The organism is Knoellia sp. AC549 (genome assembly GCF_979258975.1).
In genome coordinates this window covers 3,774,794-3,801,426 of sequence record NZ_OZ409890.1, presented here as the reverse complement: position 1 = coordinate 3,801,426, position 26,633 = coordinate 3,774,794, and the positions used below count along the sequence as shown (strand labels likewise).

General features: G+C 69.5%; 21 protein-coding genes. 16 read left to right on the top strand and 5 right to left on the bottom strand.

What is annotated here, in order from left to right; genetic code table 11:
- Positions 1-92 precede the first annotated feature (92 nt).
- From ACZZ98_RS18510 to ACZZ98_RS18495, 4 genes are read left to right on the top strand one after another with little or no spacing between them, the layout of a single operon-like run.
- On the top strand, positions 93-3,797 hold the full coding sequence (locus ACZZ98_RS18510) for an alpha-(1->3)-arabinofuranosyltransferase domain-containing protein (protein WP_463517608.1): 3,705 nt from the start codon (positions 93-95) through the stop codon (positions 3,795-3,797).
- Complete coding sequence (locus ACZZ98_RS18505; RefSeq protein WP_463517607.1) at positions 3,794-4,138, top strand: hypothetical protein; 345 nt, start codon at positions 3,794-3,796, stop codon at positions 4,136-4,138. The genes ACZZ98_RS18510 and ACZZ98_RS18505 overlap by 4 nt, the downstream gene beginning before the upstream one ends.
- The gene (locus tag ACZZ98_RS18500; protein ID WP_463517606.1) at positions 4,135-4,800 is read left to right on the top strand and encodes a hypothetical protein; all 666 of its coding nucleotides are present in this window, start codon (positions 4,135-4,137) and stop codon (positions 4,798-4,800) included. The genes ACZZ98_RS18505 and ACZZ98_RS18500 overlap by 4 nt, the downstream gene beginning before the upstream one ends.
- A complete protein-coding gene (locus ACZZ98_RS18495) occupies positions 4,797-5,537 on the top strand; it encodes a class I SAM-dependent methyltransferase (RefSeq protein ID WP_463517605.1) in 741 nt (246 codons plus the stop codon). The genes ACZZ98_RS18500 and ACZZ98_RS18495 overlap by 4 nt, the downstream gene beginning before the upstream one ends.
- Positions 5,538-5,591: 54 nt before the next feature.
- On the opposite strand, the gene ACZZ98_RS18490 is transcribed toward ACZZ98_RS18495, so the two are convergent.
- Positions 5,592-7,544 (bottom strand): acyltransferase family protein, encoded by a 1,953-nt coding sequence (locus ACZZ98_RS18490; RefSeq protein WP_463517604.1) that lies wholly within the window; start codon positions 7,542-7,544, stop codon positions 5,592-5,594.
- Positions 7,545-7,664: 120 nt separating this feature from the next.
- Between ACZZ98_RS18490 and ACZZ98_RS18485 the strand changes: the two genes are divergently transcribed.
- From ACZZ98_RS18485 to ACZZ98_RS18475, 3 genes are read left to right on the top strand one after another with little or no spacing between them, the layout of a single operon-like run.
- The gene (locus tag ACZZ98_RS18485; protein WP_463517603.1) at positions 7,665-8,480 is read left to right on the top strand and encodes a glycosyltransferase family 2 protein; all 816 of its coding nucleotides are present in this window, start codon (positions 7,665-7,667) and stop codon (positions 8,478-8,480) included.
- Entirely contained in the window at positions 8,477-10,210 is a 1,734-nt protein-coding gene (locus ACZZ98_RS18480; RefSeq protein ID WP_463517602.1) for an MmpA family trehalose lipid delivery protein, read from the top strand. The genes ACZZ98_RS18485 and ACZZ98_RS18480 overlap by 4 nt, the downstream gene beginning before the upstream one ends.
- Entirely contained in the window at positions 10,207-10,344 is a 138-nt protein-coding gene (locus tag ACZZ98_RS18475) for a hypothetical protein (RefSeq protein ID WP_463517601.1), read from the top strand. The genes ACZZ98_RS18480 and ACZZ98_RS18475 overlap by 4 nt, the downstream gene beginning before the upstream one ends.
- Positions 10,345-10,444: 100 nt before the next feature.
- On the opposite strand, the gene ACZZ98_RS18470 is transcribed toward ACZZ98_RS18475, so the two are convergent.
- Positions 10,445-11,548, bottom strand: a complete 1,104-nt coding sequence (locus ACZZ98_RS18470; protein WP_463517600.1) for a glycosyltransferase family 4 protein — start codon at positions 11,546-11,548, stop codon at positions 10,445-10,447.
- Between the two features lie 149 nt (positions 11,549-11,697).
- Here ACZZ98_RS18470 and ACZZ98_RS18465 point away from each other — a divergent pair, with 149 nt between their 5' ends.
- Together ACZZ98_RS18465 and ACZZ98_RS18460 are read left to right on the top strand one after the other, a co-directional pair.
- Positions 11,698-12,363 carry a class I SAM-dependent methyltransferase gene (locus ACZZ98_RS18465; protein WP_463517599.1) on the top strand — a complete coding sequence of 222 codons (666 nt, stop codon included), beginning with the start codon at positions 11,698-11,700 and terminating at the stop codon, positions 12,361-12,363.
- On the top strand, positions 12,360-16,340 hold the full coding sequence (locus ACZZ98_RS18460) for an alpha-(1->3)-arabinofuranosyltransferase domain-containing protein (RefSeq protein WP_463517598.1): 3,981 nt from the start codon (positions 12,360-12,362) through the stop codon (positions 16,338-16,340). Before ACZZ98_RS18465 ends, ACZZ98_RS18460 begins: the two co-directional genes overlap by 4 nt.
- Here ACZZ98_RS18460 and ACZZ98_RS18455 read toward each other — a convergent pair.
- Complete coding sequence (locus tag ACZZ98_RS18455; RefSeq protein WP_463517597.1) at positions 16,227-17,441, bottom strand: acyltransferase family protein; 1,215 nt, start codon at positions 17,439-17,441, stop codon at positions 16,227-16,229. The genes ACZZ98_RS18460 and ACZZ98_RS18455 overlap by 114 nt on opposite strands.
- Positions 17,442-17,558: 117 nt before the next feature.
- Here ACZZ98_RS18455 and pgfA point away from each other — a divergent pair, with 117 nt between their 5' ends.
- Together pgfA and ACZZ98_RS18445 are read left to right on the top strand one after the other, a co-directional pair.
- The gene (gene pgfA / locus ACZZ98_RS18450; RefSeq protein ID WP_463517596.1) at positions 17,559-18,560 is read left to right on the top strand and encodes a cell envelope lipid trafficking protein PgfA; all 1,002 of its coding nucleotides are present in this window, start codon (positions 17,559-17,561) and stop codon (positions 18,558-18,560) included.
- A gap of 35 nt (positions 18,561-18,595) precedes the next feature.
- Positions 18,596-19,540: a UDP-glucuronic acid decarboxylase family protein gene (locus ACZZ98_RS18445; protein WP_463517595.1), complete on the top strand. Its 945-nt coding sequence runs from the start codon at positions 18,596-18,598 to the stop codon at positions 19,538-19,540.
- Positions 19,541-19,543: 3 nt separating this feature from the next.
- Here the strand turns inward: ACZZ98_RS18445 and ACZZ98_RS18440 are convergent, their stop codons facing one another.
- Positions 19,544-20,356: a class I SAM-dependent methyltransferase gene (locus ACZZ98_RS18440; RefSeq protein ID WP_463517814.1), complete on the bottom strand. Its 813-nt coding sequence runs from the start codon at positions 20,354-20,356 to the stop codon at positions 19,544-19,546.
- 145 nt (positions 20,357-20,501) lie between these two features.
- On the opposite strand from ACZZ98_RS18440, the gene rpsA reads away from it, so the two are divergent.
- The 5 genes from rpsA (at position 20,502) to coaE (ending at position 25,523) form a co-directional block, all read left to right on the top strand.
- A complete protein-coding gene (gene rpsA, locus ACZZ98_RS18435; protein ID WP_463517594.1) occupies positions 20,502-22,016 on the top strand; it encodes a 30S ribosomal protein S1 in 1,515 nt (504 codons plus the stop codon).
- Between the two features lie 188 nt (positions 22,017-22,204).
- Positions 22,205-22,717 carry a SigE family RNA polymerase sigma factor gene (locus ACZZ98_RS18430; protein ID WP_463517593.1) on the top strand — a complete coding sequence of 171 codons (513 nt, stop codon included), beginning with the start codon at positions 22,205-22,207 and terminating at the stop codon, positions 22,715-22,717.
- Positions 22,714-23,721 (top strand): hypothetical protein, encoded by a 1,008-nt coding sequence (locus tag ACZZ98_RS18425; RefSeq protein WP_463517592.1) that lies wholly within the window; start codon positions 22,714-22,716, stop codon positions 23,719-23,721. The genes ACZZ98_RS18430 and ACZZ98_RS18425 overlap by 4 nt, the downstream gene beginning before the upstream one ends.
- Positions 23,722-23,767: 46 nt before the next feature.
- Positions 23,768-24,253, top strand: a complete 486-nt coding sequence (locus ACZZ98_RS18420) for a PPOX class F420-dependent oxidoreductase (protein WP_463517591.1) — start codon at positions 23,768-23,770, stop codon at positions 24,251-24,253.
- Positions 24,254-24,356: 103 nt separating this feature from the next.
- Positions 24,357-25,523: a dephospho-CoA kinase gene (gene coaE, locus ACZZ98_RS18415; protein WP_463517590.1), complete on the top strand. Its 1,167-nt coding sequence runs from the start codon at positions 24,357-24,359 to the stop codon at positions 25,521-25,523.
- Here coaE and ACZZ98_RS18410 read toward each other — a convergent pair.
- On the bottom strand, positions 25,508-26,554 hold the full coding sequence (locus ACZZ98_RS18410) for a Gfo/Idh/MocA family protein (RefSeq protein WP_463517589.1): 1,047 nt from the start codon (positions 26,552-26,554) through the stop codon (positions 25,508-25,510). The two genes, coaE and ACZZ98_RS18410, sit on opposite strands and share 16 nt — an antisense overlap.
- Positions 26,555-26,633 lie beyond the last annotated feature (79 nt).

Here is a 26,633-nt window from a genome sequence, read left to right as displayed (position 1 = left end):
TAGCCGACGTTCGGAGAGAAGTGAAGACGACGGGCCGAGTGTCACGGGCGGGCCGCCGGGCCAGAGGTTCCCTGACTCCGACTACCTTGGTGGTGTCTGCACTCTCGGCAGTGTTGGCCGTGGTGGTGCTGGTCAACGACTTCGGTGTCCTCACCCCGGACACCAAGCCGGAGATCTTCCTGGCGCCGGCGCGCACGGCGGCGAGATTTGCCTCCGCGTGGCTCGACACTCCGAACCTGGGCACGCCCAACTTCAACGTGGGCAACGTCCTGGTGGCTGCAGTCTTCTCCGGGTTCGATCTCGTGGGCCTTCCGGCCTGGTTGATCATGCGGATCTGGCGGATCAGCCTGTTGCTGCTGGCTGCGTGGGGAGCGCGCGTCCTGCTCGGTGAGCTGCTCGGTCGGGGCGCCACCCCTCGGTGGGCGAACGTCGCCTCAATCGGCACGGGCATCGCCTACGCCGCGAACCCGTACGTCCTGGTCGGAGGCGCCACGACCCCGACGCTCCTGCCCTATGCGCTGCTGCCGTGGCTCGTCGTGTGCTGGCTCCGCGGGTTCAGAAACCCGACGTGGAGGTGGGCGGTCGCCGCGGCGCTGGTTCTGGCTGGCATGAGCGGAATCAATGCCGGCGTGGTGCCGCTCATCCAGCTCATCGTGCTCGTGCCGGTGACCGTCCACGCCTGCCTCATCGAACGGCGCAGAGTGCGTGACGTGCTGTGGCTGGTGGCTCGCACAGGGCTGGCCTATCTGGTGCTCTCGGCGTACTGGCTGGTCCCAGCGATCATGGCCATCTCCGTGGGCAGCTCGATCGCGGCCGGCACCGAGAGCCTGGAAGCCATCAACATGGCGAACTCCTTCCCGGAGGTTCTGCGGGGCCTGGGGATGTGGACCCTCTACGGCGCCGATGGCAACGGCTGGTTCGATCCCGGTCATGTCTCCTACCTGCTAGCCCCCCTGGTCGTCCTGCTCTCCTTCGGTGGCCCGGTCATCGCCGGCCTCGGCGTCCGCCTGAGCCGCTCACCCGCACGCGTCTTCGGCGCGGTGTCCGTCCTCGCTGGGGCACTTGTCATGGTGGGCTCCTTCCCCCACGACAACCAGACTCCGTGGGGGCGAGCGCTGGGCGCGACCATCGAGAACGTGCCCGGGCTCATCGCCTTCCGCACGACGAACAAGGCTGGCGCTGTCCTCGAGCTGGGGATGGCCGTGCTGATCGGCCTTGGCGTCATGGGGCTCATGCCCTGGCTGCGGTCGACCTGGGCTCGCGGCATCGCCGGGCTGGGCGCCGCAGCCGTCGTTGCCGGATCGGTCTTCCCGGCACTGACCGGCGACCTCTACCAGGTCCCGATGGACCTGCCAAAGTACTGGAACGACGCCGCGGACGTCGTCAACTCGCGAGGTGCCGACAGTCGCGTGCTCATGGTCCCGGGCACGGGCCTACCGGCGTACTCGTGGGGCTACTTCGGTCCGGACGAGATCGGCCCGTCGCTCTTCCGGCGCCCTTTCGCCTTCCGCAGTGCCTCGCCCTCGGGGGGCAGCTATGCGTCCAACCTGCTCGCAGGGGTGGACACACGGCTGCATCAGGGAACGCTGCCCGAAGGGACGGTCTCGAGCCTCGCGTCCTATGTGGGCGCCGGCGACATCGTCGGTCGCTACGACGTCCGTGACACCGGGGACATCGGCGCCAGGGTGGAGTCCACCCTCGATGCCGACCCTGGCCTGAGCGCCCCCCAGGGTTTCGGACCCGAAGCGGCCGGACATGGGGCCGCCTTCCCAGCGACGGTGCGCTCCGTCGTCGGACCTGTGCCCAGCACGTCGGCCGCCGCACGGCCAGCCCGGGGGAGTCTCGTCGTCGACGGAGCCGGTGGTGCCCTGCCCAGCCTCCAGAGCGCTGGGTTGCTCAGGGACCACCCGGGCATCCTCTTGACGGGCAGTCTCAGCGACACCGAGCTGGGGGAGGCCCTGAGCGACGAGGGCCGGGTTGTTCTCACCGACAGCAACGGCCGGCGTGAGGCGAGCAACCACAACCCGGCACAGAGCGGGGCACTGCTCGGTGCCGACGAGGACCCCAGGTCCACCCGAGCCCTCTTCGACTCCTCGGACCAGACGGTCGCGGTGCTGCGAGGGAATGCTCGGGTCACCTCCGCCGGCCAGGGTCTGCTCTTCGGTCCCCATGCTGTGGGCGGGGTCACGCAGGCGTTCGACGGGGATCGCACCACGGGGTGGCAGTTCGGCAACTTTGGTTCCGGAGTGGGGAACTCGGTCCTTGTGCAGCTGAAGCAACCGCGTGAGGTCGGGAGGATCTCGTTGTTCCCCATGCAGGGCGGAGTCAACCGCATCACCTCGGCCCGGGTCACGGCCTCCATGGGTGGGCAACCTGTGACCCGGGACGTGAGCTTCGAGAGCTGGAACACGTTCCCGACGACGGTCGACCTCGGACCGGGCGTCGTGTCGTCGATCGCCATCGAGGTGACCGGTGTGGACGGCGCCGACGCCGGGCCTGTCGGCTTCTCCGAGATCGTCGTCCCGGGCGTGAACGTCCGCAAGGTCGGGGTCCTCCCGAGGCGCGCCGTCGCCCGGGTCGACGGTGCGGCCCGGGCGGCTGGACTCGACCCCGCCGATGTTCCGCTCGATGTGGTCATGCGACGCAGCGTCGGCGATGCCAACGGGCTGAGTGCCGAGGAGCACCGGCTCGAGCGTGAGTTCACCCTCGCGGACGAGCGTCAGTTCAGCGCAACAGGAACCGTGCGGTTGGCGGGCGGAGTGGCGGACGGTCGTATCGACGCACTGTCGGGCCGGCGCGGGGACATCCAGGCCGAGTCGAGCTCGCGAGTGTTCAACAATCCGGATGCCAGGGCATCGATGGCCTTCGACGACCTGGGAGGGGAACCGGACCGGTCCACCGCCTGGGTGCCCAACGATCCGGTCGTGGGCGAATGGATCACCCTGACGTTTCCCGAGCGCCGCCTGTCGTCGTTCACCGTCACGCAGCAGGCCATGGGTGCCCGGGCGACCAAGGCTCTCGTCTCGATCAACGATGGCGAGCCGTTCGAGGTGGCGCTCGGCGCAGGCGCCCAACGCGTCCAGCTGCCGACCCCGGTCGACGCGAGTCGGGTGCGCATCCTCCTCACCGAGCGAGACGGCGACGGCTTCGTGCGGATCGAGGACATCGGGCTGCCCCGTGTCCCGCCCCCCTCGATGACACCGGACCGTTGCCCGGTGGTGGGTTCGGTCGACGGCCGGCCCCTGCGCGCCGACATCGGCGCGACCCTGCCGCGGCTCCTCGACGGCGAGGCGGTGCCCTTCGTCGCGTGTGACCCCGACTTCGAGCTGGGCGAGGGCCGCCACGAGGTGAGCTCGGTGGCTGACTTCGCGATCGATGACCTCCTTCTCTCGTCGAAGGGGCCAGAGGTTGCTGTGGGGGCCTCGCCCGGGCTCGAGGTGGTGTCGCACGGATCTTCATCGATGGATGTCCGCATCACGGGCGCCTGCTCGCCTTGCCTGGTGTCCTCCGGACAGTCGTTCGACGAGCGGTGGGAGGCTCACGTCGGTGACAGGAGTCTGGGCCGCCCCTTGGTTATCGACACGTTCGCCGCCGGGTGGCGGGTCGATGCTGCCCCCGGGGACGTCATCCATATCTCGTACGCTCCCGCGAAGGCCGCCCTGGCCGCCTGGCTGGTGACCGCTGCTGCCTTCGTCCTCTGTCTTGGCCTGCTGGGTTCAGGGGCGTGGACGAGACGCTCGCGGACACGCAGCTCCGCCAGGCATGCTGCCCGGGGTGTGGCGGTGAAGCCGGTATGAAGGCGTTGTCACCTTCCGGTCTTCGCACCGCCTTGGGGTGCGCTGCCGTCACTGGTCTCGTCTGGGCCACGGTGGGCGGATGGGCCGCTGTCGGTGCGGGGGGCCTGCTGCTGTGTGACCGTGCCGTCGCTCCGGAACGTCGGATCCTGGCCACCGCGACCGTGTTCCTGCTCATGGCCGTCCCGGTCGTGTGGCTCTTCGGCTCTAGTATTCCGCTCGACCTGCCGTCGACCCGACTGCAGGACAACACGGCTGCCCACCAGATCGGTGGTCTGGCGATCTGGATGCTCTGCGTCGCGGCCTGGTTCGACGTATCTTCGCTGGAAAGGGACCAACGATGACCTCGGTCGGCACAACCCTCGACTGGCCGATCCGGCTGCTCCGGGTCGCCACACTTCTGCTCTTCGGCGGGGCTCTCCTCGTCTGGCTCGCACCCATGAGTGTGCCCGGCAAAAACTTGCAGCCGTTCGGTTGCGGATCGCCGGCCTCTCCGATGCCGGGCAACCTCGCCCGAGCCATCTGTGGCGCCGACGTCTCGGAGGCGCGACTCTTCGCCTATGCCCTGCTCGCGGCGGCCGCGCTGCTTCTCCTGCTGAGTGAGCTCATCGTTCCGTGGTTGTCGGGAGCGCCACTCGTGCGCGGCTTGGCCGTCGTGGCCCCACTTGCCCTACCGGCCATGGCTCTGTCGGTCGCCGCGCTCTTCACGCCCATCGGCACCGAGGGGTCGGACGGCGCGCTGATCAGGTGCGGCACGGCCCTCGACCCCACGACCGACCCTTTCGTGCGTGGCACCTGTGGGCTGCTCCCGGAGCGCCAGAAGGCCCTTGCCATCGGGGGCACGACCCTGTCAGTCCTGTTCCTGGCCGGTGGGTGCTACGTCGCTGCCGGAGGGTCACGACGTGACCAGCCGGAGAGCGACGACGACGCCGTCGACGACGAGGGCGAAGTCTCGGAACCCCGGGACACGACGCCCACCCGAGAGACCGGAAGGTTCCGAGCATGACTTTCGAGCAGTACTACCAGGGCAACGTCACCTACATCTCGCGGGTGGACCCCCGGCTGCGTCGGATCATCGACCTGGCGTCGGGGCTCCGGCCCCCGTCGCTGCTCGACATCGGCTGCGGGCGTGGATTTCTGCTCGACCGTCTCGCCGACGTCGGACTGACCGGTCTCACCGGGGTGGACGTCTATGACGACGTGGCGAGCGAGCGATGGGACTACGCCCGGGGGGACGTGACCCAGACACTGCCGTTCGAGGATGCGACGTTCGAGTGCGTCGTGGCCGGCGAGATCATCGAGCACGTGCCTGACCCCGATGGCTTCCTGCGAGAGATCCGTCGGGTCCTCGTCCCCGGTGGCACCCTCATCATCTCCACGCCCAACATGGTCTCCTGGGCCAACCGCGTCCTCGTGCCGCTCGGCGTCCAGCCCCTGGGGACCGAGACCAGCAGTGAGATCGCCCTGGGACGCAAGCACCGGGTCCTGGGTCAGGGGAACCAGGTGCAGGGGCACCTCAAGGTCTTCACGCACAGGGCGCTTCACGAGATCCTCGAACGCTATGGCTTCGCCGTCACACGCCGGGAGGGTGTGCCGACCTTCTTCCCGCCACCGCTCGACAGGTTCGACCGCGCAGTGTCACGACGCATCGTGCCGCTGGCGTCCGGACTGCTCTACGTCGCGGAGGCACCGACCGGCCCCTGGCCGACACCACCGACAGGCCGCCGGCACGCAGGGTGCTGAGGTCCGACCGGTCCGAGAACTAAGGGCACCTCGTCATCTGGCACACCTGAGGTCCTAGCGGCGCTGACCCTGCTCGTCCATCGCCCGTAGCTGCCCAGCCATCCAGCGCCACACCCAGGCGCTGCCCTCGGGTGACCAGTGGACCCCGTCGAATCTCAGTGTCACGCCGTCCACGACCTCCGCGTAGCGTCCCCCCGGGCAGACGGCTCCACGAAGATCGAGAAGCTGCACCTCTGGGTGCGTGCGCACGAACTCCCGGATGACACCGTTGAGCCAGTCCTGGCGCTCCTCGTCGTTGACGATCCGGTAGTTGTCGTCCAGGCCGGTGTTCGGCTTCCGGTAGCAGGGGATGGTCGTGATGGCGACTGACTGGGAGCTCCGGCCCAGCTCGGTCGTGGTGGAGTCCATCCAGTCGATGAGAGCCTCCCGGTAGGCCGACGACCCGAACTCGATGTCCTCACCGTCGGCGTCCTCGTGGTCGAACAGCTCGCCGTTCCCGGGCATCATCACCGAGATCTGGGGTCCCACGCGTTTGACGGCCTCGCGCCACTCGGCCGGCCAGTCCTTGCAGCTGGGGTGGATCGGCTGGCTGCGGCCGAAGACCACCTGCGCCCCGGGGAACTGTCCGCCGCAGCCGAGCTTGGTCAGGCCGGAGACGTCCAGGCCCAGGGCAGGGTCCGGACGGTGCTTGGTGTGCATGTACCAGGCGACGCTGTCGCCGAGCAGGAAGACGGACAACGGGGGGCCGGCCGGGGCCGCCCCCGACGGCTGAGCCGAGCTGAGGAGGTCATCCGACGACAGCTCGGGACGTGCGGCACGGGCCCCCGTGCTGAGCACGGTGGCCACCACGCTGACGGCCAGGGCGGACCCGACGACACCGACGACCCGACGGCTCCATCCCGCCTGGCCCCGGCGTGGACGCCACTCGCGGATCGGCTTCTCGACGAAGACGTAGGACACCGTCGCCATCAGCAGGGTCACGGCCAGCCGCACCCCAAGCAGGGCCGCGCCCTCCGCACCCGTGCGCTCCGGTGTCAGGATGACGAAGACGACCCAGTGCCACAGGTAGATGCCATAGGACGCGAGGCCGATCCAGCGAAGCGGAGCGAAGGACAGCAGGCGCGTCACGGGGTGGGTGCTCGGGTGGGCGACCGACACCACCAGTGCCGCAGCCACCAGGGCGCCAAGGAGGAAGCCACCGCGATACATCCACGGGGCGCTGTCCGAGGCGAACGCTGCAAGGGCCCCGACCCCCACAAGACCCACGACCCCCAGGCCGGCCGCCAGTCGTGCCCCAGAGCCGTGCCGGTCGTGCCACCACCCGCGGGAGGCGACGAGGCCGGCGGCAGCGGCGCCCACGAGCAGGGCCTGCGCTCGCGTGTCCGTGCCGTAGTAGACCCGCGAGGCGTCGATCCCCGGCTCGTACAGAGCGAACATCACCCCGGCCGAGACGACCGCCGCCGCTGCGCAGACGGCGGCGACCACGAGTGGGGCCCGCTCCTTCGAACCCTTGGCGACGAAGCGCCCGAGCAGGACGACGACCAACGGCCACACGAGATAGAACTGCTCCTCGATGGCGAGCGACCACGTGTGGAGAAGCGGGCTGGGAGTGGCGTACTGCTCGAAGTAGGACACGCCGTTGACGACGAACTGCCAGTTGGCGACGTAGAAGAGGGTCGACAGCATGTCTCCGCGCAGGCGCTCGCGCGTGACGTCGGGAGCCATCCAGGCGGCATACGCGGCGACGACGACGAGCACGAGGACGAGAGCAGGGAGCAGCCGGCGAGCCCGGCGGAACCAGAAGGTCGCGACATCGAGCCGGCCGCGCGCCGACCACTCGGTGATGAGGAGGCTAGTGATGAGGAAGCCAGAGAGCACGAAGAAGACATCGACGCCGAGGAAGCCACCGGGCAGCGAGCGCACCCCGCCGTGGTAGAGCAGGACGACGATCACCGCGATGGCGCGCACGCCGTCGAGGGCCGGACGGTGGGGCAGCTGTGCTCTCACGTCTACTCCTGAGTAGGAACCGGGAAGATCTTAGGTGGACCGTCAGAGAATCCGTGGACCATGAGGCATAGTCGTCAGCGGCCGTCCGAGGTGGGAGGGCATGACCGTGAGGAATCCACGTTGACCAGTCGACCTGTCGTGTCCGTGGTCGTCCCCACGAAGAACGTCGAGCGGACGATGGAACGCTGCCTGCGTTCCATCGTGGGTCAGAGCTGGGAGGCCACCGAGCTCGTCGTGGTCGACAACTTCAGCGACGACCGCACCTTCGACATCGCTCATCAGTTTGCGGACATCGCGGTGCAGGCGGGTCCGGAGCGCAGTGCCCAGCGCAATCTCGGCATCGAACGGGCCACCGGTGACTACGTGCTGTGGATCGACGCCGACATGGTGCTCACGCCCCACGTGGTCGAGGACGCCGTCCTCGCGGCTGAGCGCACCGGCAGCACCGCGGTCTTCATCCCCGAGGAGACCGTAGGGGAGGGCTTCCTCACGGCCTGTCGGTCGCTGGAGCGTAGGTGCTACGTGGGGGTGGAGATGATCGAGGCTCCACGGCTGATCCGCCGTGACTTCTTCGAGGCGCACGGCGGCTTCGTCCTCACCGTCGCTGGTCAGGAGGACGCCGACCTGCGCATGCGCCTCCTGCGGATCAACGCGCCGATGACGCACATCGACACCCCGATCCTGCACGACGAGGGTCGGCTCACCTTCGGCGACGTCATGCGCAAGCGTTACTACTACGGCCAGTCGCTGCCGGCATACAACGACGCGCAGCCCGGTGCCATCCGTGCACAGGGGATCGCGACCGTGAAGGCCTATGCCCGAGGACTTCCGCTTCTTGCGGGTGACCCGATCCATGCGGTTGCGCTCGGCGGGCTCCGGGTGGCTGAGGGGGTCGCCTACGGGATGGGCGCCGCGAAGGCCTCGATCTCGCGGTGAGCACGGGGGCACTGAGGCGCTGGGTCCCTGCGGTGGTCGCGGTGGTCCAGGCCCTCGTCATCCTGGGCCCGACCCTGGGGCCTGGCGTCGTCATCGCCTATGACATGCCGTGGTCCCCTGTCCCGCGCTGGACGCCGTTCGTGCTCGGTCAGGACACACCGGCGCCCCGGGTCGTCCCCAGCGACGCGTTCGCCGTCCTGCTCGGCAAGGTCCTCGGAGCCGGTGTGGCCCAGACCGTGGTCCTTCTCGGCATCCTTGTCGGGGCGGCTGCGGGGGCGGTCGCGCTGCTCGACGAGCTGGCGCCACGCGCCGGGGTGCTCGCCCGATGTGCGTGCGCCGTGGCCGCCGTGTGGAACCCCTTCGTCTCCGAGCGGCTCGTCATCGGACAGTGGGTGGTGGTCCTTGGGTTGGCGGTCCTTCCGTGGGCGCTGCGCGCCACCCTGCGGGCCATCGAGAGGACGGGCAGCGTGTATGCCGTTGGGCCGCCTCTCGTCGTTGCGGGCCTGGGCGGGGTCAACACGGTCGTCATCGTCGCGCTGGCAGTGATCCCGCTGGCCGGTGCTGCGGTGGCTCTCCACCGGTCCTGGCTGGCTGTGCGGGTCCTCGCGCTGACGACCGTCGTGACCCTCGGAGTCTCCGCCGTGTGGGTCCTGCCCTCCGTGGCGGCTGGTGCGCAGACATCCCGAGGTGGAGCAGCAGCTTTCGTGCCTGCTGCGGACACGCCGCTGGGGGTGTGGGGGTCGATGATCAGCGGGGGCGGCTTCTGGAACAGCGCATCGCACCCGGCCCCCCGTGCGTCCGTCCTCATAGCGACTCTCGCTGCGGTGCTCGCCGTCGCAGCGATGACCTGTCTGGTTCTCGCACTCCGTCGTAGCCGGAGGATCCTTCTGGCTGTGCCGGTGGTCGTGGCCGTCGTTCTCGTCGGTCTGAGCGTGCTGCCGTTCACTCGTGGTCTGTGGACTGTTTTGGTCACGGACCTGCCGGGTGGAGGGGCGCTGCGCGACAGCCAGAAGTTGTTGGCCGTCTGGGTGGTCGCCATCGCCCTGGGCGTTGGTCTCCTCGTCGACCGGGTCGCCGTGGCGGCGCCCTCCACCGTCGCCGCACCTGTGGGTGTGGGTCTCATCGGCCTCGTCGTCCTCCTCTCGCCGCAGATGGCGTGGGGCATCGGCGGTCGCCTCGACGCGGTGACCGTGCCCCGGGACTACCGGTCGGCGGCTGCCGAGATCTCCGCGCTGCCGCGAGGAGACGTGGGCCTGCTCCCGTGGAACCAGTACCGTCGATACGGGTGGAACGACAGCCGGGTCTCGCTGACGCTGGCGCCTCGGATCATCGACCAGCAGGTGCTCTTCGACGACTCGCTGCCACTGCGGACGCGGTCAGTGGCGGGGGAGAGCGGGCGGGCCGCGCAGGTCTCGCAGCGGATCGCGGAGGGTGTCGCACCCGTCGAGGCGCTGCGACGTGAGGGTGTGCGGTACCTGGCCGCGGAGCTGGACACCGGACTGCCGCTCGACGTCGCGGCGGTGCGGCGGGCGGGCAGCGTCGTCGTCGACGGCCCGAACCTGCTCGTCGTCGACACCGGTTCCCGAGGCCCACAGGAGCGTGCGGAGGGGTGGGCCGGTCCGGTCGGATGGGTGTTGTCCCTCCTGACCGTTGTCGTGCTTCTCGGCCATGGTGTCGGGCGCGTTCTGCGCCGTAAGTTACCAGCGGGTCTGCTACGCTCGCGGCCATGATGACTTCCCTCGCCTCGGTGATCACCGGCGTCGTGCTGGCCCTCGTCGCCGTCGTCGGTGGCATCTCTGCCGTGACGCCGTCCGCCAATGCCCCCTCGAAGAGCGAGCAGGTCGTCGTCTACGACGCCCCCTGACTGAGCGCGTCCCACAGGATGTGACCGAGACCGGTGCCCCGACGGGGTACCGGTCTCGCCTATGTCCCGGCGTCGGTTGCGACCACGCGCTGGCGCGCCCTCAGCGCCCTGCAGCGTCGAGCAGGGCTTGCTCCCACCGGTCCACCGACTCGTCCCAGTGGAACTGAGCCACCCAGGTCGTGACCTCCGAGGACATGGCCTCACGCAGTGCGTCATCGAGCAGGAGCGACCGCACGGCGTCAGCGAACTCCTTCGATCCATGGTCGACGAGCAGGCCGGTCCTGCCGTGGACGATCGAGTTGGTGGGGCCTCCTGCTTCGGTGAAGGCCACGGTCGGCGTGCCGTGCACGCCGGCCTCCACGACGACGAGTCCCCATCCCTCCTTGAGGCTGGGCATGGCGTGCACCCAGGCCCGGGCCAGCAGGTGGTGCTTCTCGGACTCCGACACGTGACCGTGGAAGGTGACGTGCTTGCCGATCCCCAGCTCCTCCACCTTGGCGTGGAGGTGCGGTTCCCACCATCCGGATCCCACGACGTCGAGGGTGAGGTCCGGCATCTCGTCGACCAGCCGCGCCACCGCCTCAAGTGCGAACTCGACGCGCTTTTGGGGCACGAGGCGACCCAGGACGATGAGCGAGGGGTTGAGCGAGCGCGGTGTCCCGTCGAGGGCGATGGCGTCCGTGCCGTTGTGGATCACCTCGACCCTGTCCGAGTCGATCCCCAACCCGCTGAGCTCACGGCGGGTGGCGTCGCTCACGGCCACGTATGCCGTGTTGCCGTACACGCGGGGAGCGATGCGGGACTCGAGCCACCAGCCCACCCTGGCCAGACGCGGCCCGAAGAACACGGGCCACTGTTCCTTGTGGACGTGGTGCACGAGGTTGATGACGGGCCGACGCCGGGTGAGGGGACTGAGGTAGGGGACACCGTTCTGCACGTCGATGACGACGTCGGCGTCATAGCGCCGTGTGAGGTTGGCGGCCAGGGCCCTCGGGTAGATGCCGAACCGCCCGCCCTTGCGGATGTAGCGCACGCCGTTGACGACCTCGTCCGCCAGGCCTCCGGGGTAGCCAGCCGTGCGGAAGGTCACCTCGTGACCCCGAGCCGCGAGCCCCTCTGCGACGGTGACCAGGTACTTCTCGGCCCCACCGGCCTCAGGGTGCTGCATGTCGCGCCAGTTGAACATGAGGATGCGAAGTCGCACGGGAATCCCTTCGCTGGCGCGTTGACTGCGGTGTCAGTGGGTGGTGCGCAAGGCCCTTCCGTGATGACTAGCATTCAGGAATGCGCCGTACGCCGACCCGAAGATACCGGACAGTAACGAGGTCGGCCGACTTGTTCCGTTCTTTCCTCGTGGAGCAGACGGATCCGGAGCGGTTCTACACCGACCTCGCGAACGACACGATCACGCTCCTCTCGCGGCACGAGCCGCTCACCGGCCGGCTCGTCCTCGACGTCGGTGCTGGCTCGGAGCAGTTCGGACGTGAGTTCGTGACCCGCGGAGCGCGCTACGTTGCGGTCGACCTGGATCGGGAGGCGCTCAGCCCGGGCCCGTCCAAGGGCGCGGTGGTCGGCCGCGGCGAGCAGATTCCCATCGCCGACGGCAGCGTCGACATCGTGATGGCCAACAACGTCATGGAGCACGTGCCCAGCCCCGGCCTCCTGGGAGACGAGATGGTGCGCGTTGTCCGGCCCGGGGGCCTCGTCTTCATCTCCTACACCGCCTGGGCGTCGCCCTGGGGCGGTCATGAGACGTCGCCCTGGCACTGGTTCGGGGGCCGCTACGCGGCTGAGCGGTACGAACGCAAGAACGGCCGCCCTCCCAAGAACGTCTTCGGCGAGTCCATGCACCCGACGTCCGTGGCAGGCGGCCTTCGCTGGGCTCGCAGCCACCCGGACGCCTGGCTCATCGAGGCAGCGCCCCGCTACCACCCCGACTGGGCCGACGGTGTGCTCAGCCTCCCGGGCATCCGTGAGGTGCTCACGTGGAACCTCATGATGGTTCTGCGCCGCACGTGAGGCGGGTGCCGCACGTCGGTGGGCTCACCTGGGCGGGACTGCTCGTCGTGTGGACCGTGGCGTGGTCGGTCACTCCCGGGCAGATCGCCGAGGACACCAAGAACGACCTCTACGTCGACCCCTGGGGCTTCCTGGGTCGGGCGCTGCACCTGTGGGACCCGCAGGTCACCTGGGGAGGCCTGCAGAACCAGGCGTTCGGCTACCTGTTCCCGATGGGTCCGTTCTTCGGCCTCGGGTCCGAGGTGTTCCCCATGTGGGTCGTGCAGCGACTGTGGTGGATGACGTTGCTCACCGCCGGTTTCGTCACGGTGCTCGGGTTGCTCCGGGACCTGGACGTGGGGACTCCGGGTGTCCGAACGATCGCGGCCCTGGCCTACACGCTGGCACCTAGGGTCGTGAGCACGATCGGCGGCCTGTCGTCGGAGGCTCAGCCTCAGCTGCTGGCTCCGGCCATCCTGTGGCCCCTCGTCCTCATCGACCGTGGACGGCTCGGGGTGCGCCGAGGGGTGGCGCTGAGTGGTCTCGCCATCCTCTGTTGCGGTGGTGTCAACGCGACAGCCACCGCGTTCGCGATCCTGCCCTCGGCGATCTGGCTGCTGACCCGGCAGGCATGGTGGCGACGGTCCACCACGTGGGCCTGGGGCCTGGCGGTCGGCGCGGCGACCTCCTGGTGGCTCGTGCCGCTGGTCGTCATGGGTCGGTACTCCCCGCCGTTCCTCGACTGGATCGAGAACGCTCGGACGGTCTCGTCTCAGATCACCCTGCTCGACGTCCTGCGAGGGACGACCCACTGGCTCGGGCACCTCGTCACGCCGGGTGGCGCCTGGTGGCCGGCCGGCTTCGAGCTGTCGTCGTCCCGGACGAGCATCGTGCTGACCACGTGCGTCATGGCTGCCGGCCTCGTCGGCCTTGCGCTCGGCCCCAGGGGCCACCGTGCCTTCCTCTGGACCCTCCTCGTCTGCGGTGTGGTCGCGATGAGCGTGCCGCACGGAGGTCCCTTCGACTCGCCTCTCGTGACGTCAGCGCAGACGGCTCTGGACGGACCGCTCGTCGCTCTGCGCAACATCCACAAGGCTGATCTCCTCGTCAGGCTCCCGCTGGCCGTCGGCCTGGCGCACCTGCTCGGACTCCTCGCCGTCTGGCGCCCTCGTCGAGGGTTGCTGCGAACTGGTGCGCTCGTGGCAGCTGTGGGGGTCGTGGTGGGTGCCGCAGCCCCGGCATTCGGCGGCGCCATCGCCACCCGTGGCACCTTCACCGAGATGGCGCCGCAATGGCGGGAGCTGGGTGCTTGGCTCGACTCCCGCGAGGGGGAGCGCGCGCTCATTGTGCCTTCGGCCAACTTCGGGGAGTACTCCTGGGGACGCACGATCGACGAGCCGCTGCGAGCACTGACATCCGCCCCGTATGCCGTGCGCGACGCGGTGCCGCTCACGCCGGCAGGCACGATCCGACTGCTCGACGAGGTGGAGAGGCGGATGCAGACCGGACGGTCCCTCGAGGGCGCCACGACGATGCTGCGCGCGGCAGGCGTGCGCCACCTCGTGCTGCGCAACGACCTCGTGCCGAGCGAGAGCGGTCAACCGCCCGTGGCGATCGCCCGCTCAGCCCTGACCAACACGCCTGACATCACGTTCACCCGTGGCTTCGGCCAGACCCGGCTCGACGCGGCTGGGGTACGGGTCTTCCCCGTCGAGGTCTTCACCCTCACGGGAGAGGTGTCGCCCGAGCTCGCCCTCTGGGAGGTGGACGAGGTCGTCGGCGCGACCGGTGCCCCCGAGGACCTCGCCCGGATGGCTGACGCAGGTCTCGACGGGCGCCCGGTCATCTTCGACGGGGACCGCACCGACGAGCTCGAGCCACTGTCAGCGGTCGTGACTGACGGCTTCCGCGCCAGGACTCGGTGGTTCGGTGCGCCACGGGGCCAGGACGTCTCGAGCGGCCTCGACGCACAAGCTGCGCAGGCGGCCCCCGACTACCTGCCCTGGCCGGAGGTGCATCGCCGGTCGGTCGTGGACCTGACCGGAGTCCGGGCCGTCCGGGCCAGCTCATCGCTCGCAGAGGACTTCGGCTTCGCGGGCCTCCAACCAGCCCACCGGCCCTTCGCCTCCCTCGACGGGAACCCACGGACCGCGTGGGCGACCATGTGGGACACCAGTCCCGAGCTCACCATCACCCTCGAGCAGGAGATGGACCTCGCGGAGGTGACGATCAGCTCATGGGCGGATCGGGTGAGGTTCGGCGAAGGGCTGGGCATCGCGACGCGGGTGACGGTGCGGACCGACGCCGGGTCGGTGGACGCACGCCTCCCCGAGTCGGGGGAGCCGACGAAAGTGACCCTGCCCGCCGGTCGGACCTCCAGCGTGAGGATCGCGATTCGCGACACCACGGGCGGAGCGCCGAGCCGGGTCGTCACCGGGCTGTCGGAGGTCGTCCTCCCGGGGATCACCGCGGGCGAGGTCGTCGTGACTCCGTCCAGGCCGGCGCAGCCCGCCGACACCGCGATCCTGGATGCGGGTCTCATCGGCAAGGACGGGTGTGCGGCGCTTCCGGCGCGGCACACCTGCTTCAGCGGCGAGCTCGTGGATCCGGAGTCGACCGGTCGCCTGGTGCGGGACGTCGATGGCCTTGCCGAAGGGCAGCGAGCCCTCCGCGGCACCCTGGCCGTCGACCCGCTCCGTCCACCCGAGGACCTCATGACGGTTCCGGGCGTCGACGTCACGGCCAGCAGCCTTCGGGGATACGCGCCGGCCATCCTCCCTGTCGGGGTTGTCGACGGAGACGGCCGGACCGCGTGGAGTCCCTCGCCCAGCGACGGGAGCCCCTCCCTGACGGTGACCCTGGACCAGCCGACGACGATCACGTCCCTGAGGCTCCAGACGCGACAGGAGTGGGCCAAGAAGGAGGCGCCGGCCGTCGTCATCGAGGTCGACGGGACCGAGGTGACACGGCGCCTGCAGTCCACAGGTGTGCTCACGATCCCGCCGACCACCGGCAGCAGGCTCACGCTGACGTTCGTCGCCGTGCCCGGCAGGAACCGTCCCGGCATCGGGGCGCTCGAGCTGGAGGAGCTGGAGCTCTTCGGGCACCCTTTCGCCCGGCCCCCGCAGGAGCTGCGCGGCTCCTGCGGGTCAGGACCGGAGGTCATGGTCGACGGACAACGCATCCGCACCTCAGCCGTCGGCCCACGATCGGCCCTCTTTGGTCTGGGTGAGTTCGCCTGGCAGGCCTGTGCACCCGTGGCCGTGTCGGACGCAGATGGTCACCGGGTCGTCGTCGAACCCTGGCGCGGTCTCGCCCCACGCACCGTCGTCATCGCTCCACTCGAGGCTCGCCCAGCCGCAGGTCCCGAGACCGTCGCCCATGGGCGCGCTGACGTCGGGGTCGTGGACGCCACCATCGGTGTGGGTCGCAAGCGGCTGCTGGTCATGGCCGAGAACTCCAACGATGGCTGGAGAGCCGAGCTCGGAGGTGTCGATCTGCAGCCCCAGGTGGTCGACGGCTGGCGCCAGGGCTTCGTCGTGCCCGAGGGGGCGTCAGGGCAGCTGAGCATCGACTTCGTGCCGGACACGCCCTATCGCTGGGCGCTGCTCGTCGGGGGTCTGCTCGTCGGAGCCCTGGCCCTTGCCGCCGCCCTGCCCGACCGCAAGCGCCGCATGGTCGATCACCGCCCACGTCCGATCGTGCGTCGACGCCTGGTCGAGCTCGGCGTGGTGGGCGTCTCGGCTCTGCTCGCCGGACCGGTCGGGCTGGCCACCGGTGTGGGGGTGGTCGCCCTCGTGCGAGCTCTTCCGGTTCGTCGCGAGGTGTGGCCGGTCGTGGTCGCAGCGCTCGGCGTCGCCGCGGCCCTCATCCAGGCCGGGCTCTCACCCGGTGCGGTGGGTGCCCCGGGAGTCGAGGGCACCGTGCGTCTCCTCGTCCTCGCCGCCATCTCGCTGGCGGTGACGTCGTCGGTTCAGGAGGCGTCCCGCAAGGCGTGAGCTGGGAACCTCGACCCAGTGATGGCTCACCGTGGCCAGGAGCAGGCTGACAGGTAGGCCGACGGCGAGGAGCGGCCACAGACCGCCGGCGAACTCAGGGACTCCACTCACGGCATACAGGGCAGTGAAGACCGGGAGGTGCCAGAGGAAGAGGCCGTAGCTGGTGACGCCCAGCCACCGGGCGACCGGCCTCGAGAGGGCAGCGCGATAGGCCGAGGCGCCTCCCTGGGTCAGGGGAAGCAGCAGTCCGAGGGCAACGACGCCGGACAGCGCCGTGCGGATGACCAGCTGCGAGGCGGTTGCCGGCTCCAGGGTCAGGGAGCCGGTGATCGGTGCTGTGGAGAGCAGGTAGGCGCCGCCGGCCAGCGCAAGGCACATGGTGGTGTCCGAGCCCCAGGAGCGCAGGCGCCGCGAGATCGTGTGCCCGGGCACGAGCAGGGCCTCTGCGCAGACCATGCCCACGACGAAGTGCGGGGCGCGCGCATGCAGCCATCGCTCGTAGAGGACGTCCTCGCCGAAGCCCGCCCCTCCGCCGAGACCGGACGTGAGCGTCAACGCCACGGCCAGGCCGGACAGCACCACCAAGGGCAGAGCCGGACGACGTCGACGCAGGGGCTGCAGCGCGAGGACGACGAGAGGCAGGGCCACGTAGAACGCGATCTCCGTGGAGATGCTCCAGGACTGACCGAAGGAGGGAATCCACGCGTCGGAGAAGTAGATCTGCAGGCCGGCTGCGTGGATGAGGGCGTCACGAGTGGGCGGGTGGGTGAGGACGACCACTACGACGAGGGTCAGCCAGTAGGCAGGCAGGATGCGAGCTGCTCGGCGGACGGCATACCCCACGAGGTCCAACCGCTTGTCAGCGTCGCCCGCGATGAGGCCCCGATGGAGCAGGAAGCCCGAGAGCGCGAAGAAGATCGCCACACCGAAGTCACCTCTGGCCCACAACCTGCCGAGGAGACCACTGCCCACACCGAAGCCGCTGAGGTAGGCCGCATGTGTCATGACGACGAGCCCGACGGCGACTGCCCTGAGCCCGTCGAGGGCAGGGATGAGGACCACTGCACCGTGGGGTGCGGATCGGACCTCGGACGGGCGCATCTCCGCATGCTAAACGAGTCCCGTGTCCTGCCCCCGAGATGACCTCGCAGTTGAATACCGGCTGGTAGGGTCACCCCAACCTCGCCCAATGCTTGCTGAGACAAAGGTGTCCCACAGATGCGCAGAATCATCGGTCTGGTCCTCATGGGCCTCGCCGGCTTCTTGGTCACGACCGCGTTGCTGGCCCTGATCTACATACCCGGACAGGTGAAGAAGACCCCGCTCGACACGGACTCGAGCACGCGTCTGCAGGGTCAGGCGACGGCGTTGCCCAGCGGGGACGGCGCGCCCGTCAAGGCGCTGAGCCGCACCGTGGCCGATGGCACGAAGTCTGACGGTGACGTGGTCGTGTTCGACACCTTCACCTGCCTGATCAAGGACCCGAGCGGTGACTCGCCGGACTGCGTCGACGACACGGACCCCGAGAAGCGGCTCGTGACGGCGTCGACCGACCGTTTCGCCACCGACCGCAAGACGGGTGTGGCGGTCAACGACGAGAAGTACATCGGCGACGCCAAGCCGCACGAGGGCCTGGTCAACAAGTTCCCGTTCGACGTCGAGAAGAAGACCTACCCGTTCTGGGACGGTCTCCTCGGCCGCGCCGTCGACGCGAACTTCGAGGGCGAGGAGAAGGTCAACGGCTGGAACACCTATAAGTTCGTCATCGACGTGCAGGACGAGCCGGCCGAGATCGCCAAGGGCATCCAGGGCAGCTACTCGTCGCTCAAGACGATGTTCGTCGACCCCCGCACCGGCGCGATCCAGAAGCAGACCGAGCAGCAGGAGCGCGTGCTCGACAACGGCACCACCGTCCTCGACCTCGACTTCGGGTTCACCGACGAGACCGTCGCGGCCAACATCAAGGACGCCAAGGCCAACGACTCGCGGCTCGGGCTGGTCGGCAACCTCCCGCTGATCGCCGGCCTCCTGGGTCTGATCGCGGGTGCTGCAGGGTTCTTCCTCTGGAACAGTGCGCGTCGCGCCGATGGCGAGGGCGACCCGGCCGTCGCCGGTGATCGTGGCGGGGACGGTGGCACCCACAACGACACCGACACCCTCGACGTCTTCGGTGCTGACGAGGACTCAACTCGCAGCCGCGCCGACCTGCACCGTTCCTGAGATGTTCGGCGTGACCACGTGAGCGCCGTGGGCACGTGCGCGCCGTAGTCACCGGTGGCGCCGGGTTCCTCGGCTCTCACCTGTGCGAGGCGCTCATCCGGCGGGGAGACGAGGTCGTGTGCCTCGACAACTTCCTCACCGGTGCTCCGGCGAACGTCGCCCACCTCGTCGAGGAGCCCGGGTTCCGGCTGATCCGGTCCGACGTCACCGACTTCGTCCACGTCGGTGGCCGGGTGGACCTCGTCCTGCACTTCGCGAGCCCGGCGTCACCGATCGACTACCTCAAGCTGCCGATCGAGACGCTCAAGGTGGGATCGATCGGCACCCTGCACGCCCTGGGCCTGGCTCGGGACAAGGGCGCCAGGATCATCCTGGCCTCGACGTCCGAGGTCTACGGCGACCCCGAGGTGCACCCGCAGCCCGAGACCTACTGGGGGCACGTGAACCCGGTCGGTCCGCGCGGCGTCTACGACGAGGCGAAGCGGTATGCCGAGGCGCTGACCCTCGCCTACCGCAACACCCACCAGGTCGACACCGGCATCGTGCGGATCTTCAACACCTTCGGGCCGAGGATGCGGCCCGACGACGGTCGCGCCATCCCCAACTTCATCCGCCAGTCACTGGCCGGTGAGCCGGTCACCGTGGCCGGGGACGGGTCGCAGACCCGGTCGATCTGCTACGTCGACGACCTCGTGGAAGCCATCCTGCGCATGGCCGACGGCCGGCACCAGGGGCCGGTCAACATCGGCAACCCGCACGAGATCTCGATGCTCGACCTGGCCCGCAAGGTCATCGACCTCACCGGGTCCTCGTCGCCGGTGGTCCACATCGAGCGACCGGTGGACGACCCCACGGTGCGGCAGCCGGACACCACCCTGGCGCGCGAGGTCCTCGACTGGGAGCCCAAGGTCGACATCGACGAGGGTCTGGCCCGCACCATCGCGTGGTTCCGCGAGGTGCACCCCTGGTCGGGTCCCTGAGGCTCAGGACGCTGCGGGCCGTCGGCAGACGAAGATCGCCGTCCCGGGGATGACCTTCCCGCGTGTGGGGGACCAGCCTCCCCACGTCGCCGTGTTGTCCTCCGGCCACTCCGGCTCGACGACGTCCTCGACGACGAGGCCACCGGCGACGATCTCGCGGATCCGGTCGCCCATGGTGCGGTGGTGCTCGACATAGGTGGCCCGGCCCGCACCGTCGGACTCGACGTAGGGCGTGCGGTCGAAGTAGCTGAGCCGCGCCGTCAGCCCGGACTCGGTGGGGTCGTCCGGGAACGCCCACCGGATCGGGTGGGTCGTCGAGAAGACGAACCGGCCACCGGGGCGCAGCACCCGCGCCACCTCTGCCATGACCGCTGCGCTGTCCGCGACGAAGGGCACGACGCCGTATGCCGTGAAGACCGTGTCGAACGACGCGTCACCAAAGGGCAGGGCGAGGCCGTCACACTGCACGAGAGGTGGAGCCACCCCGGTGCGCTCACTCACCTCGAGACCGACGCGCAACATCCCCGCTGACAGGTCCGAAGCCACGACCGAGGCACCCACGTGCCGCTTCAGCCAGCGGGCGCACTGACCCGCCCCGGCCCCGATCTCCAGGATCCGCTGGTCCGACGACGCGCTGAGCAGGTCGAGCATCTCCTCGGTCCACCCCTCGGGACCCCAGACGAACTCGTCGTCGCCGAGGAACGAGCCGTGCTCGGCGTAGTACCCCGCTGCCTCGCCGTCCCACCAGGCCCGGTTCGCGGTGTGGGTCTCGTCCGTGTCGGCGGTGCGCCGCCCGACGTCGTCGCTCACCGGCATACCCCGCTTTGACCGCTCACGGACAACCTCGGTAGGGTGGCCGAGCATTCGCGTGTGCTCTCGCCTGCCCACAAGGGCGGAAGAGCCCGTCGAACGGCACCAGTACCAACCCTCATCCATCTGTCCACATCGGAGTTCCTACTACATGACTGCCAGCACGGTCGAAACGACCGCCCCTCAGATCGCCATCAACGACATCGGCTCTGAGGAAGACCTTCTCGCCGCCATCGACGCGACGATCAAGCACTTCAACGACGGCGACATCGTCGAAGGCATCATCGTCAAGGTCGACCGCGACGAGGTCCTGCTCGACATCGGCTACAAGACCGAGGGTGTCATCCCCTCGCGTGAGCTGTCGATCAAGCACGACATCGACCCCAACGAGGTCGTCAAGGTCGGCGACGAGGTCGAGGCCCTCGTTCTCCAGAAGGAGGACAAGGAAGGCCGCCTCATCCTGTCCAAGAAGCGGGCTCAGTACGAGCGCGCCTGGGGCACCATCGAGAAGGTCAAGGAAGAGGACGGCGTCGTCACCGGCACCGTCATCGAGGTCGTCAAGGGTGGACTCATCCTCGACATCGGCCTGCGCGGCTTCCTCCCCGCCTCCCTCGTCGAGATGCGCCGTGTCCGCGACCTCCAGCCGTATGTCGGCAAGGAGATCGAGGCCAAGATCATCGAGCTCGACAAGAACCGCAACAACGTGGTCCTGTCGCGTCGCGCGTGGCTCGAGCAGACCCAGAGCGAGGTCCGCACGACCTTCCTCAAGGAGCTCCAGAAGGGCCAGGTCCGTTCGGGCGTCGTGTCCTCCATCGTCAACTTCGGTGCGTTCGTGGACCTCGGCGGCGTCGACGGTCTCGTCCACGTCTCGGAGCTGTCCTGGAAGCACATCGACCACCCGTCCGAGGTCGTCGAGGTCGGTGACGAGGTCACCGTCGAGGTGCTCGACGTCGACATGGACCGCGAGCGTGTCTCCCTGTCGCTGAAGGCGACGCAGGAGGACCCGTGGCAGCACTTCGCGCGCACGCACGCCATCGGTCAGGTCGTGCCTGGCAAGGTCACCAAGCTCGTACCGTTCGGCTCCTTCGTGCGCGTCGAGGACGGCATCGAGGGCCTGGTCCACATCTCCGAGCTGGCCGAGCGCCACGTGGAGCTGCCGGAGCAGGTCGTCACCGTCGGCGCCGACATCTTCGTCAAGGTCATCGACATCGACCTCGAGCGTCGTCGCATCTCGCTCTCGCTCAAGCAGGCCAACGAGGACGGCGCCGGACTCACCGAGTTCGACCCGACCCTCTACGGCATGGCAGCCGAGTACGACGAGGCCGGTGCCTACAAGTACCCCGAGGGCTTCGACTCCGAGACCAACGAGTGGCTCGAGGGCTACGAGAAGCAGCGTGAGGTCTGGGAGAAGCAGTACGCCGAGGCGCACTCCCGCTGGGAGGCGCACCGCGCCCAGGTCGACGAGGCCGCCAAGGCCGACGCCGAGGCCGCTGCCGGTGGCGACAACGCCACGTCCTACAGCAGCGACTCGTCCTCCTCGTCCTCTGCGTCCGACTCGGACGACGAGGGCACGGACTCGCGTCCGGCCGCTCCCGTGGCCAACGAGGGCACCCTCGCCTCCGACGAGGCCCTCGCCGCACTGCGCGAGAAGCTCACCGGAAACTGAGCCGACCGGCATACCTCGCGTATGCCGTGACGCACGACCGAAGGCCCGGTTCCCCTCGCGGGGACCGGGCCTTCGGCCTGTCCGGGAGATGATGCGACGAAATCTCGGCCACACTCAACCGATCGGGTCAGGCACTCGTAGAGATGGCTGACAGGCGGGACGGGCTGAACCGGACGACGGGGGGCGATGTGCAGACATCGAAGGGGGCGGATGCCGAGTTCACGGCCTTCGTCGAAGGGGCGCAACCGAGGTTGTCCCGCGTGGCGGTGCTGCTCACCGGCAACCGCGCAGTGGCTGAGGACCTGCTCCAGGAGGCCTTCATCCGCACCTACCTCAGCTGGGGCAGGGTGCGGCCCGAGGGTGCGTACTCCTACACGCGCAAGGTCCTCGTCAACCTCAACACCGACCGGTGGCGTCGCCGGCACCTCGAGCCCGTCGTCGGCGACCTCGGCGATCTGCACGTCAGCGGCGCCGCGTCACGGGCCTACGCCACGGTCGACCATCGCGACGACATCGTGCACGAGCTCGCGGGCCTGAGCCAGCGTGAACGCACGATCGTCGTCCTCCGCTACTACTTCGACCTCAGCGAGCGCCAGGTCGCCGAAGAACTCGACATCTCCGTCGGAACAGTGAAGTCCACGTGCTCCCGAGCGCTCTCGCGCCTCGGAACGCAGCGCGTGGAGGAAGGAAGGTTGTCATGAGCCCGATCAGTGAGGACGAGCTCCGCGCCAGGCTCAAGGACGTGCGGCCGTCACCGGCCCGTTCGGGTTTCGCGGAGCGAGTCGTCGACCAAGGACGTCGGCGCCGCCGTCGGCAGCGCTGGGTGATGGGGGCGGCTGCCGCCGCCGCAGTCGCGGTCATCGGAGGGGGAGCCCTCGCGATCGGGGACCAGATCGGGCGCGAGGACGCCCTTCCGGCCTCACCCACGCCCACACCGACGCAGCCCGAGGTGACGCCGACGGTGACCGGCACGTCGTCGCCGTCGCCGAGTGCGACGGCCACGAGCACCCCTGCACCCTCCGTGACCCCCACGGCAACGCCGACGGCGTCGGCGTCGCGCCCGACGGCTTCCGCCACGTCAGTCCCCTCGTCCACGCCCACGCGGACCACCGCCCCGGAGCCCACACCCACGTCCACTCCTGCCCCGGAGGTGACGCCGACCAGGCCGCCGACCATCGAACCGGCGTGGGAGACGGTCAACCCGATCACGTTGCTCCACGCCAGGTCGTGGACCCCCACCAACGCGTTCGCCGGACCATGTGGCAGAGAGGTCTCCGCCATCGCCGGCCTGCGTCACTCCTACCGATCCGACGCGCGTCGCAACGACACTGGCGAAGGCCAGGCCGACGGCGAGATCTACGAGTTCTTCGTCGACGAGGCCAATGCGGTCGACTTCATGAACGACCTGCGCAACCAGGGCCGCAGGTGCCTGTCCACCACGGACGGCGCCATCGGTGGGGTCGTCGAGGGACTGAGCGGGCCGTGGAGTGACGGACTCGCCCTGAGCTACTTCTCGACCCAGCCGGCCGTGACGGGTGGGTCGGTCGTCCTCGCGGTCCGGTCAGGGCGCGCCGTGACCCTGTCGAGCGCGTCCGGTTCGTTCACTCGCACCGACCGTGTCGACCCGGCACTCATCCGGGCTGCGCGACCGTCCGTGGAGCACGTGTACCCCCAGCTGTGTGGCTTCACGAAGGCGGGCTGCTGACGGCCGAGGCGGTTGCCGTGGAGCCTTCTCGTGCGAGAGTGGCTCCATGGCACGCACCATCGCGACGAACTCAGTGGTGGACCTCGACGGGCTGCTGGACTTCGTCCGGCCCCGCCACAACCTCGTCCTCATGACCACGCGCAGGGACGGGCGTCCGCAGGCCTCGCCGGTCACCGGAGGAGTCGACCAGGCGGGGCGCATCGTCATCTCGACCTACCCCGAACGAGCCAAGACCGCCAACGTCCGTCGGGATCAGCGGGTCAGCGTCCTGGTTCTCTCCGACGACTTCGGCGGAGCCTGGGTCCAGGTCGACGGCGACTGTGAGGTCATCGACACGCCAGAGGCGGCGGACGCCCTCGTCGACTACTACCGCTGCATCTCGGGGGAGCACCCCGACTGGGACGAGTACCGGCGGGCCATGCGTGAGCAGGACAAGTCACTGCTCCGCATCACGCCGACGCGGTGGGGGCCCGTCGCGACGGGCGGGTTCCCGGCTCGACTGGAGGCTGGGCACTCGCCGACAGGTCCGTGACGAGGCCGCGCGGCGGGCGAGTCGTGAGCTGGGCAGGGCTGGCGATCCTGCGGCTGGTTCCCCGCGCGTCGCGGCCGGCACCCGGCCCGCATAGGTTGTGCCCATGTTGCGCGTGGGTCTCACCGGTGGAATCGGGTCCGGCAAGTCGACGGTGGCACGCGCGCTCGCGGACCTCGGCGCCGTCATCGTCGACGCGGACGCGGTGGCGCGAGAGGTCGTCGAACCCGGTATGCCGGCGCTCGCGGCGATCAGGGACCGCTTCGGTGACGCTGTGTTCGGCCCAGACGACACGTTGGACCGGCCGGCCCTCGGCCGGGTCGTCTTCGGGAACCCGGGCGCCCTGACGGACCTGGAGGCGATCACCCACCCGGCGATCTGGGAGAGAACCGCGGAGCTCATGGGTGCCGTGCCCCCCGAAGCCGTGGTCGTCCACGACATGCCGCTCATCGTCGAGAAGGATCTGGGAGCCGGCTATCACCTCGTCGTCGTCGTGGGTGTCGACGAGGCCGAGCGACGCGATCGACTCGTCCGCGACCGTGGCATGGACGTCAAGGACGCCCAGTCCCGCATCGACGCACAGGCCGGCGACGCTGCCCGCCGCGCCGCTGCCGACATCTGGCTCGACAACAACGGCACCCGTGACCACCTCCAGGTGGAGGTTCGCCGGTTGTGGGCCGAGCGTCTCGAGCCGTTCAACGAGAACCTGCTCCACGGCATACGTGCTCGTCGTCCGGACGCGCTCACGCTGAGCGAACCGAGCGGCGACTGGCCGGCCCAGGCAGCGCGGCTCATCGCCCGCATCCAGAGGGCCCTGGGGGAGCGGGCGGTGACGGTGGACCACATCGGCTCCACGGCGGTCCCCGGGCTCGTCGCCAAGGACGTCATCGACCTGCAGGTCGGCGTGCGGAGCCTGGCCGATGCCGACGCCGGGGAGTTCGTGGAAGCGTTGGCGCGCACCGGGTTTCCTCGGGTGGAGGGCAACGTCAGCGACAACGGCAAGAGCGGGGAGCCGTGGCCCAAGAGGTTCCACGGCAGCGCCGATCCTGGACGGGTGGCGCACGTCCACGTGCGCGAGGTCGACAGCCCGGGTCATCGGTGGGCGCTCGACTTCCGCGACTGGTTGCGGTCGGACGCGGGCGCACGGGACGACTACGCAGCCCTCAAGCTGGACCTGCTCGCGCAGGGCCTCAGCACCTCCGACTACGCCGCGGCCAAGGAGCCGTGGTTCGACGCGGTCCACGCGCGCGTGACGGGTCACTCGCCGGGGTAGCGCACCCCGATCTGCGCTCGGACGTCGTCGAGCACCTCCATGATCCGCAGGGTCTCGGCCGCGGGCAGCAGCGGGCTCTCGGTGAGGCCGGCGTCCACGCAGCGGGCTGCCTCGCACAGCTCGAAGTGGAGGCCGTGGGTGCGGTCCTCGGGCTCCCACGAGAGGTCGGTCGCAGCGTCGCGGGACACGAAGCGGACCCGTGACGGGGCGTACCAGCTGCTGGTCGGGTTGTCCGGGTCGCCGAGCTCGAGCCGTCCGGCGGTGCCGTTGATGCTCGCTCGCGTCCAGGTGCGTGACGTCATCGTGGCGTGGAGGAGGCCGCGGCCGCCCCGGCTGCCGGTCACGAGGATGCTCTCCTCGGCGTCGACGCCCTCGTCGGTGAGGCGCCCGGTGGCGGTCACAGAGTCGATGCCACCGAGCGCGAAGGACGCGAACGACGTGGGATAGATCCCGAGGTCGAGCAGGGCGCCGCCGGCGAGGGCGGGGTCGGAGAGGCGCTGCGGGCCACCGGGGTGGAGCGGCTGGCCGTGGTCGGCGAAGACGGTCTCGACCTCACCGAGCAGCCCGTCCTCGAGGCACTGGCGCGCGACGTCGATGCCGGGCAGGAAGCGCGTCCACATGGCCTCCATCGCGAGGAGCCCCTTGGCCTTCGCGCTGTCGAGGATGTCGCGGGTCTCACCGGCGTTGCGCGCAAAGGCCTTCTCGACGAGGACGTGCTTGCCGGCATCGAGCGCGAGCCGCGCGTGCGCGTGGTGCTCGGAGTGCGGGGTGGCGACGTAGACGATGTCGACGTCGGGGTCGTTGACCAGCTCTTCATAGGACCCGTATGCCGTGTGCGCACCGAACTCGTCCGCGAAACCCTGCGCTCGGGTCAGCTCGCGCGAGGCGACGGCCTGGATCACCTGGTCGGTCTCGGCCCGCAGGGCGGTGGCCGTCGAGCGGGCGATCCCACCGGGACCGAGGATGCCCCACCGGAGGGTGGGTGCGGTACGGGGGTCGGGGGTGCGGGGGGCGGGGAGTGTCGTGGTCACGAGTCCATCGTCTCGCACCGGCTCAGGAGATGCCGCCTGCGTCCCACCTCCGGTCGCCGGGGTCATTCCCTTTCAGTGC

What these genes read in the sequence shown, in the direction of transcription:
- ACZZ98_RS18505 (WP_463517607.1), top strand. Translation starts at nt 3,794, where the DNA reads ATGAAGGCGTTGTCACCTTCCGGTCTTCGCACCGCCTTGGGGTGCGCT.
- ACZZ98_RS18500 (WP_463517606.1), top strand. Translation starts at nt 4,135, where the DNA reads ATGACCTCGGTCGGCACAACCCTCGACTGGCCGATCCGGCTGCTCCGG.
- ACZZ98_RS18495 (WP_463517605.1), top strand. Translation starts at nt 4,797, where the DNA reads ATGACTTTCGAGCAGTACTACCAGGGCAACGTCACCTACATCTCGCGG.
- ACZZ98_RS18475 (WP_463517601.1), top strand. Translation starts at nt 10,207, where the DNA reads ATGATGACTTCCCTCGCCTCGGTGATCACCGGCGTCGTGCTGGCCCTC.
- ACZZ98_RS18455 (WP_463517597.1), bottom strand. Translation starts at nt 17,441, where the DNA reads ATGCGCCCGTCCGAGGTCCGATCCGCACCCCACGGTGCAGTGGTCCTC.
- pgfA (WP_463517596.1), top strand. Translation starts at nt 17,559, where the DNA reads ATGCGCAGAATCATCGGTCTGGTCCTCATGGGCCTCGCCGGCTTCTTG.
- ACZZ98_RS18440 (WP_463517814.1), bottom strand. Translation starts at nt 20,356, where the DNA reads ATGCCGGTGAGCGACGACGTCGGGCGGCGCACCGCCGACACGGACGAG.
- rpsA (WP_463517594.1), top strand. Translation starts at nt 20,502, where the DNA reads ATGACTGCCAGCACGGTCGAAACGACCGCCCCTCAGATCGCCATCAAC.
- ACZZ98_RS18425 (WP_463517592.1), top strand. Translation starts at nt 22,714, where the DNA reads ATGAGCCCGATCAGTGAGGACGAGCTCCGCGCCAGGCTCAAGGACGTG.
- ACZZ98_RS18420 (WP_463517591.1), top strand. Translation starts at nt 23,768, where the DNA reads ATGGCACGCACCATCGCGACGAACTCAGTGGTGGACCTCGACGGGCTG.
- coaE (WP_463517590.1), top strand. Translation starts at nt 24,357, where the DNA reads ATGTTGCGCGTGGGTCTCACCGGTGGAATCGGGTCCGGCAAGTCGACG.